13 protein-coding genes are annotated in these 13,749 nt (G+C 72.2%); 3 read left to right on the top strand and 10 right to left on the bottom strand.

What is annotated here, in order from left to right:
- The coding region (locus EXE45_RS15590; protein ID WP_241989497.1) for an aldehyde ferredoxin oxidoreductase C-terminal domain-containing protein at nucleotides 1–1,483 on the top strand (1,483 nt) is incomplete at its 5' end.
- Nucleotides 1,484–1,520: 37 nt separating this feature from the next.
- Here the strand turns inward: EXE45_RS15590 and EXE45_RS15585 are convergent.
- The 10 genes from EXE45_RS15585 to EXE45_RS15540 form a co-directional block, all read right to left on the bottom strand.
- A complete protein-coding gene (locus EXE45_RS15585) occupies nucleotides 1,521–1,880 on the bottom strand; it encodes a hypothetical protein (RefSeq protein WP_137694844.1) in 360 nt (119 codons plus the stop codon).
- On the bottom strand, nucleotides 1,877–2,944 hold the full coding sequence (locus EXE45_RS15580; protein ID WP_092920414.1) for an Mrp/NBP35 family ATP-binding protein: 1,068 nt from the start codon (nucleotides 2,942–2,944) through the stop codon (nucleotides 1,877–1,879). Before EXE45_RS15580 ends, EXE45_RS15585 begins: the two co-directional genes overlap by 4 nt.
- Nucleotides 2,945–2,989: 45 nt before the next feature.
- Nucleotides 2,990–3,829 carry an isopentenyl phosphate kinase gene (locus tag EXE45_RS15575; protein WP_092920415.1) on the bottom strand — a complete coding sequence of 280 codons (840 nt, stop codon included), beginning with the start codon at nucleotides 3,827–3,829 and terminating at the stop codon, nucleotides 2,990–2,992.
- Nucleotides 3,826–4,842 carry a mevalonate kinase gene (mvk, locus tag EXE45_RS15570; RefSeq protein WP_137694843.1) on the bottom strand — a complete coding sequence of 339 codons (1,017 nt, stop codon included), beginning with the start codon at nucleotides 4,840–4,842 and terminating at the stop codon, nucleotides 3,826–3,828. The genes EXE45_RS15575 and mvk overlap by 4 nt, the downstream gene beginning before the upstream one ends.
- 56 nt (nucleotides 4,843–4,898) lie before the next feature.
- Entirely contained in the window at nucleotides 4,899–5,918 is a 1,020-nt protein-coding gene (locus tag EXE45_RS15565) for an AbrB/MazE/SpoVT family DNA-binding domain-containing protein (RefSeq protein WP_092920417.1), read from the bottom strand.
- 2 nt (nucleotides 5,919–5,920) lie between these two features.
- Nucleotides 5,921–6,592, bottom strand: a complete 672-nt coding sequence (gene phoU, locus EXE45_RS15560; protein WP_092920418.1) for a phosphate signaling complex protein PhoU — start codon at nucleotides 6,590–6,592, stop codon at nucleotides 5,921–5,923.
- 4 nt (nucleotides 6,593–6,596) lie between these two features.
- Nucleotides 6,597–7,520: a phosphate ABC transporter ATP-binding protein PstB gene (gene pstB, locus EXE45_RS15555; protein WP_092920419.1), complete on the bottom strand. Its 924-nt coding sequence runs from the start codon at nucleotides 7,518–7,520 to the stop codon at nucleotides 6,597–6,599.
- A gap of 6 nt (nucleotides 7,521–7,526) precedes the next feature.
- The gene (pstA, locus tag EXE45_RS15550; RefSeq protein WP_137694842.1) at nucleotides 7,527–9,155 is read right to left on the bottom strand and encodes a phosphate ABC transporter permease PstA; all 1,629 of its coding nucleotides are present in this window, start codon (nucleotides 9,153–9,155) and stop codon (nucleotides 7,527–7,529) included.
- Complete coding sequence (gene pstC, locus EXE45_RS15545) at nucleotides 9,155–10,288, bottom strand: phosphate ABC transporter permease subunit PstC (protein ID WP_092920421.1); 1,134 nt, start codon at nucleotides 10,286–10,288, stop codon at nucleotides 9,155–9,157. Before pstC ends, pstA begins: the two co-directional genes overlap by 1 nt.
- A gap of 159 nt (nucleotides 10,289–10,447) precedes the next feature.
- Nucleotides 10,448–11,674, bottom strand: coding sequence for a PstS family phosphate ABC transporter substrate-binding protein (locus tag EXE45_RS15540; protein ID WP_092920422.1), 1,227 nt, complete (start codon nucleotides 11,672–11,674; stop codon nucleotides 10,448–10,450).
- 207 nt (nucleotides 11,675–11,881) lie between these two features.
- On the opposite strand from EXE45_RS15540, the gene EXE45_RS15535 reads away from it, so the two are divergent.
- Together EXE45_RS15535 and EXE45_RS15530 are read left to right on the top strand one after the other, a co-directional pair.
- On the top strand, nucleotides 11,882–12,886 hold the full coding sequence (locus EXE45_RS15535; RefSeq protein WP_199233644.1) for a halo transducer protein: 1,005 nt from the start codon (nucleotides 11,882–11,884) through the stop codon (nucleotides 12,884–12,886).
- A gap of 6 nt (nucleotides 12,887–12,892) precedes the next feature.
- Nucleotides 12,893–13,729 (top strand): hypothetical protein, encoded by an 837-nt coding sequence (locus EXE45_RS15530; protein ID WP_137694841.1) that lies wholly within the window; start codon nucleotides 12,893–12,895, stop codon nucleotides 13,727–13,729.
- The last annotated feature ends 20 nt before the right edge of the window (nucleotides 13,730–13,749 follow it).

Here is a 13,749-nt window from a genome sequence, read left to right as displayed (position 1 = left end):
CCAGCTGTGTAACGAGGAGACCGCGTACAAGTTCTACGACGACCTCATCGAGGCGATCGAGGACTCGGAGGCGGCCTACGCGACGGTCGCGAGCGACGGCGGCGCCCACCACGCGGGCCGCGGCGGCGCCGGCGCCGTGATGGGGTCGAAGCGGCTGAAGGCGGTCGTCGCCCGCGACCCCCCGCCGAGCGTCCCGGACGACCTCGCCGCGCTCCGCGACCGCGACGCGGCGGCCTACGGCCGCGACCCGACCGGCGAGTGGCAGGCGGCCGGCGAAACGGTCGAGACGGTCGATTACGCCAACGAGGTCGGGATCCTCGCTGCGGAGGGGTGGACGGGGACCGGCTTCGACGGCGCCGACGACATCGGCGTCGAGGCCGCGCTGGAGCGCGCGACGGGGCGCGAAGAAGTTACCGACGCCGGCCAAGGCGAGGACCCCGCCGTCCCCGGCGGCTTCCGGATCGACACCCCGGACGGCGAGGTGGTCCCGCGCGGCGCGGCCCCGATCACGCTCGGCGCGGGCCTCGGCGTCGACGACTTCGACCGCGTCGTCGAGCTCTGCGGGGTCTGCGACCGGCTCGGCCTCGACGTGATCGGCGCGGGCAACGCGGTCGCGTGGGCGGTCCGCGCCGGGGAAGCCGGTGTCGTCGACTGCCCGGTCTCGTTCGGCGACGCCGACGGGGCAGAGCGCCTGTTAGCGGCGATCGCGGCCCGCGAGGCGCCGCCCGACCTCGACGTCCACCCGGATCTGCCGGACGCGCTCGCCGACGGGATCGACGCCGCGGTCGAGCGGTTCGGCGGCGAGGCGCTCGTGCCCACGGTGAAGTCGATGGCGCTGCCCGGCTTCGACCCCCGCGCGGCGGTCGGGGTCGCGCTCGCGTACGCGACGAGCGACCGCGGCGCGTGTCACAGACGCGCGCGGCCGCAGGACAGCGAGCCGCTCGCCCGGCCCGACCGGTCTCCGACCGACCGGGTGCGGGACGTGGTCGGCGAGCAGAACGCGCGCTCCGTGCTGTGGAGCCTCGTCGTCGACGACTTCGTCGGCGAGGCGGTCTGGGACGACCTCGGCGCGGAGTGGCTCGCGGCGGTCGACCACCCCGCGGTGACGGACCGCGACGGCGACGCGCCGGAGCGCGGCGACCGCGCCGAGGACCGCTCGGACCCGGTCGCCGCGCTCGCGACGACCGGCGAACGGATCTGGACGCTCACCCGGCTGTTCAACGCCCGCGAGGGGTTCGACCGCGACGACGACGCGCTCCCGGAGCCGCTCCGCACGGCCGCGGCGGACGGGACGCCGGGGGTCGACGTCGACGCGTTCGACCGCCTGCTGGACCGCTACTACGCGGCCCGGGGGTGGGGCGACCGCGGCCTCCCGACGCCGGCGGCGCTCGACCGCCTGGGCCTCGCGGAGGTCGTCGACGACGCGACCCCGCTGGACGAGCGCCCGATCGACCTCGCCGAGGCAACGGATTCGGACGACTGACGCGAGTTACAATCGACTTCCGGCGCTCGCGCCCGCCTCAGCGGCGCAGTCCGCCCTCGACCTTGATCCGCATGATGTGCCGGACGTTGAGGTAGATCTCCTCGGGCGAGGTCTCCTCGTCGGCGTCGTAGAGGTCCGAGACGCGGTAGAGGATCGCCGAGAGCTGCTTGCTCTCGGAGCTGTCGCCCCGCACGTCCTCGGCGACCTCGCGGAGGAACTCCCGGACCTCGTCGTCCGCGGGGAACTCGGCGTCCGACGCCTCCTCGGGGACCACCGGGTCGACGCCCGCGGCCGCGAGGGGGTCCTCGCGGTCGTCGCCGGCGCCGTCGTCGTCGGGCCCGGTTCCGGTAGCGGCGTCGGACTCCGCCCCGTCGGCGCCGCCGTCCGCGTCGGTCATCGCCCCTCGCTCACCCCGCGGCGGCGGACGACGCCGGCGTTGTTCGCGACGTTCTCGACGAGCACCCTGAACGCGTCCGCGGTCTCGCCGTCCTCCAAGACGACGGGCTCGCCGTCGTCGCCGCCGGTGCGCACGTCGGGGTCGAGCGGGATCCCGCCGAGGAACGGGAGGTCGTGTTCCTGCGCGAGCGCCTTCCCGCCACCGGAGCCGAATATCTCGTGGAACCCGCCGCAGTCGGGACACCGGAAGCCGGCCATGTTCTCCGCGATCCCGAGGACGTTCGTGTCGTGTTTCCCGAACATGCGGAGCCCCTTCACCGCGTCGTCGAGCGCGACGTCCTGCGGCGTCGTGACGATCACGGCCCCCGTCAGCGGCAGCGTCTGGAGGATCGTGAGCTGGGTGTCGCCGGTGCCCGGCGGGAGGTCCATCACGAGGTAGTCGAGCTCGCCCCACTCCACGTCCTCGACGAGCTGGGTGATGATCTTGTGGACCATCGGCCCGCGCCAGATGACGGGGTCGTCCTCGCCGGTGAGGAAGTCCATGCTCATCAGCTTCACCCCGAACCGCTCCGGGGGAACGATCGTCTCGCCGTCGGTCTCGGGGCGCTCCTCGGCCGACACCATCCGCGGGACGTTCGGCCCGTACACGTCGGCGTCGAACAGGCCGACGCGCGCGCCGAGCGCGGAGAGCCCGGCGGCGAGGTTCACCGCGACCGTCGACTTCCCGACGCCGCCCTTCCCGGAGGCGACCGCGATGACGTTCTGGACGCCGGGGAGGACCTGCTCGTCCGCCGAGAGGTCGTCCGGGATCGACGCCGACAGCTCCACGTCGAGGCCGGTGTCCGCGAGCGCCTCGCGCACGTCGTCCGCGACGGCCGACTCGGTCGGGGAGAAGGGGGCGCCGAGCGCGAGCGACACGCGGACCGTTCCGGCGGTGCCGTCTCCGGTCCCCTCCCCGCCCTCCTCGACCTCGACGTCGTTCACCAGCCCGAGCGAGACGATGTCGCCGCCGAGGTCGGGGTCGCGCACGTCCGCGAGCCGCTCCCGCACGTCCGATTCGTTCATGCCCGGGGGGAGGGCCGTGGGTCGAATAAGGGTTCTGTCACCCGGTCAGTCGATCCGGGTTCCGGCGCCCTCACCGCGCAGGAACGGGGCCAGTCCCGCCGCGCCGAACACGTACGCCGGCGCGTCGAGGTCGAGCAGCTCGCGCACCTTCGCGGCCATCCCGCCGGAGACGTCCGTCGCGTCGCTCGCGCCGAGCGCGTCCGCGACCGCGCCGAAGTCGTCGATCTCGTCGATCACGTCGCCGTCGCCGTCGAGGACGCCGGGGACCGTCGAGCAGACGCCGACGCGGCGCGCGGCGAGCCCCGCGGCGAGCTCCGCGACCAGCTCGTCGCCCGAGACCACCGTGACGCCGTCGCCAGCCGTCGCCACGCCGTCGCCGTGGAGGACGGGGACGAACCCCTCGTCGAGCAGCGTCGCCGTCGACCCGAGCGGGAGGTCGAGCCGGCCGTCCGCCCCCTCGGTTCGCGCCGCGAGCGACAGCGGGTGAACCGGGACCGCCGGTACGCCGCGTTCGCGGAGCCGCTCTAGCACGTGCGCGTTCAGCCGCTTCATAGCGCCGTGGACCGCGGCCACCGCGTCGGCGTCGCGCGTCCCGTCGGTCGTCGACACCCCGCGTTCGCTGGCGTGGTGATGGCCGAAGCTCCCGCCGCCGTGGACGACGACGAGCCGGTCGACGTCGCCCGCCGCGAGCGCGTCCGCGACCGCGTCGCAGGCCGCGTCGAGCGCGGCGTCGTCGAGCGTCTCGGGACGGTCCTTCTCCGTGATCAGGCTCCCGCCGAGCTTGAGGACGACCGGGGGCGCGTCGGTCCCGGCGCCGTCGGCGGCTTCGTCGCCGCCCGCGCCCCGTGCGTCGCCGCCGTCTGCGGTCGGGTCGGCGCCCGTCACGCCTCCACCACCCGGACGCCCTCCGTCGCCAGCTCGGCGCGGAACGCCTCCTCGCAGCCCTGCGTGAACGAGAGGGCGGTCTCCGTCGCGTCGCTCGCGTCGAGCGCGACGACGCAGCCGCCGCCCCCCGCACCGGTGAGCTTCGCGCCGTGGGCGCCCGCGTCCCGCGCGGCCCACACCATCGCGTCGAGCGACCGGGCGGAGACGCCGAGCGCGGCGAGCAGCCCGTGGTTGAAGTCCATCAGCTCGCCCAGCCCGGCGAGCAGCTCGGACGACGGCGGCTTCTCCGGGTCCGCGTCGGCGAGGAGGGCCTCGCCCTCCCGAACCAGGTCGCCGATCGATTCGACCGTGTCCGCGGCGAACCCGTGTTCCTCGCGCAGCGCGCGAACGCCCGCGACGAGTTCGCCGGTGTCGCCCGCGCCGCCGTCGAAGCCGACGACGAACGGGAGGTTCGGGGCGTCGATCGGCTCGCAGTCGTCGCCCTCGACGCGGACCGCGCCGCCCATCGTCGAGCAGAACGTGTCCGCGCGCGAGGCCTGCCCGTCCTGAACTTCGAACTCGGCACGATACGCCCGCTCCGCTAGTTCCCGGCGGTCGAGCCGCGCGCCGAGCGCGCGGGTCGCCGCGTCGATGCCGGCCACCACCACGGCCGCCGACGACCCCAGTCCCGCACCGAGCGGAATGTCGCTCTCGACGGTGATGTCGAAGCCGGCGTCGGGGGCGTCGGCGGCGTCGCGCGCCTGCTCGACCGCGGCGTCGACGTACCCCATCGCGGCCTCGACGAGCGGCGTCGGCACGTCCACGTCCGGGCGGTCGCCGGTGCCGCCGGCGTACTCCACGGTGAACCCGTCCAAGGTGAGGTCCTCAGCCTCGACGCGCACGTGGTCGTCCTCGCGCGGCTCGACGCGCACGGTCGCGCGTCGCTCGACGGCCGCCGGCACGGCCGGCTCGCCGTAGACGACGGCGTGTTCGCCGAAGAGGTACACCTTCCCCGGCGCCTCGCAAACGGTCATACGAACTCCCTCTCCCCCCGCGCTTACAGGCGTTGCGCTTGCGGGCGCGGGGCGGACTACCGCTCCGCCCCGGCGTCGCGCGGCGACTCGCCGCGGCGGGCGGCCCGGCGGAGCCCGATCTCCGCGACGTCGTCGCCCCGGTCCGCGCTCCGGCGCAGCGCGCGCGAGACGCGCCGCAGCTCCGGCGCGCTCGCGCCCGCCTCGTCCAACCGCCGGTCGAACGCGTCGATCCGTTCGCGCACCTCGCGCAGGTCGCCGAGCGCCCCCCGGGCGACCCCGGCGTCCTCGTCGCCCAGCACGACGCCGACGCCGTCGGCCACGGCGCCCCGAACGGCCCGCCCGATATCGCGGCACGACTCCAGCCGCCGCTCGGCCGGCGGCCCGTCGAGCGCCGCCGCGGCCGCGCCGACCTCCACGGCGGCGTCGCGGAGGCGGCACAGCTCCCGCATCGCGGTCCACGACTCGAACAGCTCCGAGCGGGTCGTCCCGAGCGCGTCGACCTCTCCGAGGTCCGCCATCCCCCGCGACACGGAGCGCTCGATCATCGCCGCGAGGCGGTCGACCTGCTCGTCGCGAGAGCCGACCGGCGACGCGCCGGGCGGGGCCGCCAGGGCCTCGACCGCGTCGCGGTGTATCGCGCGCACGGTGAACGCGAGCTGGCGGAGCGACTGGCTCACCGACACCTCCTCCGAGTTGAGCATAATCTGTACCGTCGTCGCCGCCTCCGACTCCGCGGCCACCGACATCCCGATCCGACCGCGGGCGACCCGCTCGACGGCGCGGCGCCGCTGCGCGGTGAGCGGCTCGTCGGACTCCAGCGTCACCTCCCGGACGCCGGCCGCGTACGCCGCCCGCAGTCCGCGCTCGATCACCGCCGGATCGGCCGACTCGATCCGGGCGGCAGTCGGGACGTCCCCGCCCGACCGGTCGCACGTCTGGACCGCCAACACCCCGTCGACGTAGTCGTGGAGCGTCACGGTGTCGCCGGCGGTGACGCCCTGCGACTCGGCCCACTCTTTCGGCAGCGAGACGGTGTACGTTCCGTTTCCGACGGTCTGGACCTTGCGGGTTTCCATGTTCAGTAGAGTAGCTCCGGGTCGTTCTCGACCATGTACAGCGTCCGCGCCGCGATGTTCACCGCGTGGTCCCCGATCCGCTCTAAGTCTCGGACCGTCAACAGCACCCGCGACACGTCGTCCAACAGCCGCTCGGCGGCCCAGCCGTCGTCGTCGGTCCCGGCGATCAGCTCGCGGGTGACGCTCTCGCTCGCGCGCTGGCAGAGCGCGTCCACCTCGTCGTCGCCGGCGGCCACCGCCCGACACGCCGCGGCGTCGCCGGTCTCGTACGCCGCGAGGCTCCGTTCGAGGAGCCCGCGCGACGCCGCGCCGATCGCGTCGATCGCCACCTCGGGGGCCACCGTCTCCCGCGCCGCCAGCGAGTAGTTCGCGAGGTTCACCGCGAGGTCGCCGATCCGCTCGAGGTCGGTGATGATCTTGAACGAGGCGGTGACGAACCGGAGGTCGCCGGCGACCGGCTGCTGGAGGGCGAAGAGGTCGACGCAGCGGTCCTCCAGGGCGAGGTACGTCTCGTTGACCTCGTCGTCGCCGTCGGCGACCGCCCGCGCCAGCGACTCGTCGCGGCGTTCGACGGCCGCGAGGCTGTCCCCGAGACGCTCCGTCACCAGGTCGCCCATCGAGAGCACGTCAGACCGGAGCTCGTCGAGCGAGTCCTGATAGTGTTCTCGGGGCATACGGTTATCCGAACTTGCCGGTGATGTAGTCCTCCACGCGCTCGCTGTGCGGGTCCTCGAACACCTGGTCGGTGTCGCCGTACTCGACGAGCTCGCCGCCGGTGAGGAACACCGCGGTCTGGTCAGAGATGCGCGCGGCCTGTTGCATGTTGTGCGTGACGATGACGACCGTGTACTCCTCGGCGAGGTCCTCGATCAGGTCCTCGATCTTCGCGGTCGCGATCGGGTCGAGCGCCGACGCGGGCTCGTCCATCAGGATGATCTCCGGATCGACGGAGAGGCACCGGGCGATACAGAGGCGCTGTTGTTGGCCGCCCGAGAGGCCCAGCGCGTTGTCGTCGAGCCGGTCGCTCACCTCGTCCCACAGCGCCGCGTCGCGGAGGCAGCGCTCGACGAGCCGGTCGCGCTCCTCGGCGTCGCTCCGGTTCAGTAACCGGGCGAGGAGCCCGGTGTCGAGGTCGCCGTGCTTCTTCGGCCCGTAGGCGATGTTCTCGCGGATCGACTTCGGGAACGGGTTCGGCGACTGGAACACCATCCCGACCCGCTTCCGCAACTCGACGAGATTGACCCCGTCCTGATAGATCTCCTGGCCGTCAAAGCGGACCGACCCATCGATTGTCGCGGACTTGATCCGATCGTTCATCCGGTTGAGGCAGCGTAGATACGTCGACTTTCCGCAGCCGGAGGGACCGATCAGGGCGGTGACGCTTCTCTCGGGGATCTCCATCGAGACGCCCTTCAGCGCGTGGTCGTCGCCGTAGTAGACGTCGAGGTCGTCGACCGTCATCTTCGCCTCTCCTCGGAACTCGTAGTCCGTCCACTCGTCACGGGTACGCTCGTCCGTCTCGCCGGTGGTCGTCGTGAGGGGCTGGTCGGTGTCCGTCGTCGCGGTACTCGTCTGGGTCTGTGGGTTTTGGTTCTCGCTCATCGGTGATCAGGTGTGTTTGAGCCGGCGGCGGAAGTAGTAGCGCGTCGCGATGCCGATCGCGTAGAAAGAGAGCACGACCATCAGGAGGATGAGCGCCGTTGCCCACCGGAAAGCGTCGGGGTCACCGACGTTACTCCCGAGGCCGACGCCGGCCGTAATCAGCGCGAACAGCTGGTACGGGAGCGCCGATGTGGCTTCGAGTAACGCCGGGTTGGCGACGAACGGCGGCGTCGCGGTGAACTGGAAGCCGCCGATGACGTCGACCGTCTGCGAGCCCGGCAGGAACGTCCCGCCGGCCATCGTCAGCAGGATCGGCGCCGTCTCGCCCGCGATGCGGCCGACGCCCAGAATGACGCCGGTGACGACGCCCGGGAGGGCCGCGGGCAGCACGACGCTTCGGATCGTCTGCCACTTCGACACGCCGAGGGCGGCGCTCGCGTCGCGGTACTCGTCGGGGACCGAGAGCATCGCCTCGCGGGAGGTGATGACGACGAGCGGCAGCAGCATGAACCCGAGCGTGATCATCCCCGAGAGCAGCGACTTCCCGTTGCCGAACCGCGGGATCAGGAACGCGAACCCGAACAGTCCGAACACGATACTCGGCGTGCTCCACAGCCCGTTCGTCGCGACCTCCACGACCTGCGTGAACCGGCCGCGCTCGGCGTACTCGGTGAGGAAGACGGCCGCGCCGACGCCGAGCGGGACCGCCAGCAGGACGGCCCCGATCACGAGCCAGAACGTGCCGACAATGGCGGGCAACACGCCTTGGAAATCGTTCAGCAGGGCCACGCCGTTCATCACGAACGGAACGGAGACCGGGAGCGCGACCGAAACGCCGAGGATCGTCGTCTCCGGACCGGTGCCGAGGCCGACGTCGACGCCGGTCAGCAGGCCGGGAACGCCCTGAACGACCACGTAGGCGACGAGGATACAGAGGAAGGCGACGATGGAGAGCGCGTTCAGGTAGACGAGCACGTACGCGCCCATGTGCCGCCCGCGGGCCCCGAAGCCGCCGTACGCCTTCGCGGACGCCCACCCGCCGTAGAGGGCCGCGAACAGCGTCGCCGCGGGGATGAGGAACTCGGCGGTGATCGCGGCCTGCTGTTCCCAGTCGAGCTCCCACGCCCACGCCGGGTCGATGACGCCGGTGAGGAAGACGAGCCCCGTCAGCGCGAGGAGGGCGCCGAGGGGGAGCGTCGACCCGACGTCCTCGCGCGGGAGGACGGTGAGCGCGAACGCGACGGCGCCCACGGCGACCCCGGCGACGACGCCGACCCCGGTGCCGAGGCCGAGCGTCTGGCTCGCGACGCTCCCGCCGATCAGGACCCACGGGACCGCGGCGCCGAAGCCGGCCACGAGGCCGGCGCTCGGGTCGGGGTCGGTCTCGACGTAGCCGAGCCGCGAGCCGGCGCCGAAGGCGATCACCGCGACGCCGAGCGCGGCCAGGAGGCCGCCGAGCAGCGTGACGGTCCCGACGCCGAACAGCGAGCCGGTGAGGCTGACGCGCTCGAACAGCGCCGTGACGGCGAGCGCGAACAGCACCGCCGAGAGCCCGACGGCCACGCCGGCGACGGCGTCCGTCTCCGTGGTCTCCGACTCGACCAGCTTCGCGTCCGTTTCGCTCGCCCCGGCCATCAGACCTCACCCCCGAGCCGCTTGTGCATCCGCCACTCGATGTACTGCGCCCCGATCGAGATGACGAGGACGGTGACGAACAGGATGACGCCCGCGACGAACAGCGCGTCCATCTGGAGCCCGTCGGCCTCGCCGTAGTTCCGCGCGATGATCGAGGTCAGGGTCTCCTGGCCGTAGAAGACGTTGACCAGCGGATCCGTCAGTCGCGGCACGCCGCGGAGCATCACGGTCGCGGCCATCGTCTCGCCGATGGCCCGGCCGACGCCGAGCAGGACCGCCGCGGAGACCCCCGAGAACGCCGCCGGCAGGGTGATCGAGGTCATCGTCTGCCAGTCGGTCGTCCCCATCGCCAGCGACCCGCTCTTCATCGACTCGGGGACGCTGCTCAGCGCGTCCTCCGCGACCGAGACGACGGTCGGGAGCGCCATCAGGCCGACGACGATCCCGACGAACAGGTACGACCCCTGCCCGGTCGTCTGGAACTGGTCCGAGGCCCACGGGCCGAGCACGGTGAAGCCGATGAACCCGTAGACGATCGACGGGATGCCCGCGAGGATCTCGACGCCGGGTTTGACGACCTCGCGGACGGTGGCCGGAGCGATCTCCGAGAGGAACAGCGCCGCGGAGACGCCGAGCGGCGCGGCGACGGCCGACGCGATGAGCGTCACCATCACCGTGCCGTGGATCATCGGGACCATCGAGTAGCGGATCGGCGGCGAGACCGCGTCCCAGTTCGGCTGGATGAACATCCGGAGCCCGGGGACGGAGACACCGAACACCGTCGCGCTCTCGTACCGGATCACCGGGATCGACTCCCGGAAGATGAACACGATGATCAGTCCGAGGATGAGGATCGTCGAGGCCGTCATCATCAGCGCGATGGTGTACGCCGTCTCCTCCTGGTACCGGACCCACCCGATCGCCGACGAGCCGAGGAAGGCGACGAAGGGGAGGACGGTCCAGTTCGAGACGGCGAGGAACCCGACGAGCGCGCCGAGGAGCGACACCGCCATCACCGAGATGATCGCCAGCGCGGCCGTCTCGGTCTCGTCGGCGAACCGTTTGGTCCGCCGGACCTGTTCGCCGATCGCACCGCGGATCCGTCCGTCTCGGGAGTCTGTTACCTGTGCCATGGGGTTGGTATGAGTGGCATGTGTGTTCCGTATGTCGTAGAAACGTCGTTCGCGTCGAGGGAGGGTTCCGAACGCCGCGGGGGAGCAGGCGTCCGAGGGGAAGTGCCCCCTCGGGGAGCGCGGCGGATCCCGACGGCGCGCGACCGAACTCCCTCCGCGCTAGGGCATCAGGAGGTCTTCCGTGGCGACGGACGAGACCTTCTCTTTCATCGCCTCGAGGTCGCTGGTCGGGAGCGGGATGTAGTTGCTCCCCTCGACGAAGACGGTCTGCCCGTACTCGTTGAGGAACATGTTGATGAACGCCGCCTCGCGCCGGTCGTACCCGCCGCCGTCGGGGTTGCTCTCCTCGATGAGGGTGTACATGTGGAGGTCACGGTTGAGCGGGTACTCGGAGTCGAAGATCGTGTTCTCCGCGTCTCGGCTGGTCTCGTACAGCGTGCCGTCGAAGTTGATGGCGATGGGCGTGACCTCCGGACCGGTGAACGCCAGCGCCATGTACGCGATGGCGCCCTCGTTCTGGGCGACCGCCTGCGCGACCTGCTGGTTCTGCCCGAAGCGCGTGTCGACGCCGGACATCGAGGCGTCGGCGCTGCCGAGCATGTTCAGGCGGAACGAGGTGTCGGTGCCGGACCCCTCGGCGCGGCCGATGGCGTAGATTTCCTGGTCGTAGTCGATCCCGTCGATCTGGTTCCAGTTGGTGATCTCGTCCTGGTAGATGCCGCGAATCTCCTCGCCGGTCAGCTGGCTAACGCCGGCGTCGACGACGTCGGAGCTGACGACGACCGGCTGGCCGTCGCGGCCGACGACGTTGTCGACCACCGTGTTCTGCGCCTTCTCCTCGCTCCAGTCCAGTTCGGCCGTGATCGGCCCGGAGGAGTTGCCGATGTCGACGAGCCCCTCGGTGACGGCCTCGCAGCCGGTCCCGGAGTGGCTCAGGCCGACCGTCGTCGGGAACGGCGGGGAGGAGCGCTGGTCGGTCGGCTCGAAGCCGAACTTCGAGGCGAAGTAGTCGGCGAGGAGCATGTCGTCCGCGCCGTCGGACGCGAGCTGCTCCCAGCCGGGCACCGAGCCCTCGTCGTTCGCACCCCAGTACTCGCCGTCGCTCGGCGGGGCGTTGGAGTTCCAGTACGAGCTCCCCGTGTTCGAGATCGGGTACACCGTCGAGGAGCCCTCGGCGTTGAGCAGCGCCGTGTTCGAACCCGAACCGCCACCGCTGCTGTCGGACATCGTGTTGCCGCCGCCGGAGCCCCCTCCGCTGCCGCCGGAGGCGTCGCCGCCGTCGGTGCTGCCCCCGCAGCCCGCCAATCCGGCGGTCCCGAGCGCCCCGGACGTGATGAGCACTTTCCGCCGCGACACGCCGCCGTCGACCCAGTTCCGGTCTGACATCGAGTAGTCACACGGACCAGCTCATTAAACTGTTTTATATTTCTGATATTTTCGAGTCGGTACTCGTAGCGAGTGCGCGGTACCGATACGTTGCGCTCCGGAGAACGATGTCTTCTATATAGAACGCAATATCGCTAAGTTGAGAACTATCCGTCAACGATCGGCTCTGACGGAAGGTATACACCGCCCTGTACAGAAGGGCGCGGTATGAGCCAACTCGCGCTCGGGGAGCGCCCCCTCGACGAGCTCGTCGACGCCGTCACGGAGCGGACGGACGAGGACCCGGAGTCGGTCCGTCGGTGGCTCGACCCGTTCACCGACGGCGGGACCGTCACCCCCGCGGCGGTCGAGGCGACCGTCACCGACGTGTCACAGATCATCGCGACCGCCGAGACGCGCGCCGACCTCGCGACGCGGGCCCGCGAGAGCGCGGGCGACGCGGTCGCCGACGCCCCCGACCTCGACGTCGTCGACGTCCGCGACAGGGAGTTCGACGAGCGGCTCGCGGACCTCCGCGAGGAAGTCCAGGCGCTCGGCGCGGCGCTCGGCGCGGCGACCGACGACCTCGACTCGCCGGTGCGCGTCTACCGGGCCGCCGTCGAGCTCCACGATATCACGACGGACGCACAGAACGTCGTCCGGACCGCTCACGACCTCGAAACCGAGCTCGAGGCGTTCGAGGCGTGGCTCGACTCCGCCGACCGACGGCACGACGGACTCGCCGCCGACGTCGACGCCGCCGCGGAGTCCGCCGAGTCCGTCGCGGAGACCGTCGCGTCCCTTCGGGAGGCGACCGATCCCGACCGAGCGCGACGGTTCGACGCCGCCGTCCAGACGCGGGTCCTCGACGTCGTCGTCGACGACCTCCGGGCGGAGGCGGCCGACCTCCGCGCGTGGGCCGAGCGCGACGGCGCCGACTTCCCGACGGACGTCGACGCCCGGATCGACGAGGTCGAGACCGAGGTGGCGGCGAGCGCCGAGGCGCTCGCCGACGGCCCGAGCCTCGACGGCGAGTTCGGCGACCGTCTCGACGAGCTCGACGCGGCGCTGTCCGACGTCGAGCCGCCAGTCGCGTGGGGGCTCGTCGACGAAACGGTCGCGGAGGCCCGGGCGTCGGCCTCGGCGGACGAGCCGGCGACGGGCCCGGCGGCGAGCGACGACACGGGGCCATCGGAGAGCGGACGGGCCGTCGACCGGAACGGCGCCCGATAGCCGCCGATGCGGACCGCACTCACCAGCCCCACCGAGGGCTCGCGACCGGTACGCGCGTCTCGCAGGCCTCGGGCCGCCGCCGCGGCCCTCTTGGTCCTCCTCGCGGGGTGCGGAGGGGTCGTCCCCGGCGGATCGCCCGCCGGCGACTCCGCCCCGCAACTCCAGTCACCGGCGGGCCCGTCGAACGCGACGCCGAACGAGAGCCTCGCGGACGCCGAGTTCCCGGCGGGGTTCTCCCGCTCCGGGGTCGACCTGACCGTCGCGCGCGAACGGTCCGTCGCGTTCCTCCGGACGGGGCCGGTGTCGGGCACCGCGCTCGAACGGTTCCGGGCCGGGGCGTACGCCGACTACCGGTACGAGGCGGACTCGAACCGGACCCGGTTCCGACTCGACGTCCACAACGGCTACGTCGACATCACCCGCAACGACGTGTACGTGGACGGCGGCGTTCGGTACGTCCGCAGCGCGCGGAACCGCCGGGCGTCGTTCGACGCCGAGAACGGGTCGGTGGCCGAGACCAGGCACCGGGCCGCCGACTCGATGTGGGCCGTCGCCTCGCGGATCCTGACCGTCGGCGACTTCCGCGCGGTCGACGCCGGCGGCGAGGGCGACGAGCGCCGCATCCGGTACGTCGCGACCGGGGTCGCGGTCCCGAACGCCACCGACGTCCGGGGGTCGCTGACCGTCGACGGCGACGGGGTCGTGCGGGAGGCGCGCCTCCTGTACGTCCGGGCCGGCGAGCGGAAGCGGTTCGAGTACGCGGTCAGCACCGGGGCCGGCGACGTGGCGCCGCCGCCCTGGCTCCCGGCGGCGCCGTCTACCCGGCCGCCTTCGGCGCGATAGGCGGTGCGGGCTCGTCGCTG

The organism is Halorubrum sp. SP9, assembly GCF_005435015.1.
Classification (GTDB): domain Archaea; phylum Halobacteriota; class Halobacteria; order Halobacteriales; family Haloferacaceae; genus Halorubrum; species Halorubrum sodomense.
Note: the sequence above shows the minus strand (reverse complement) of the source record. Positions and strands in the feature narration are given on the sequence as shown.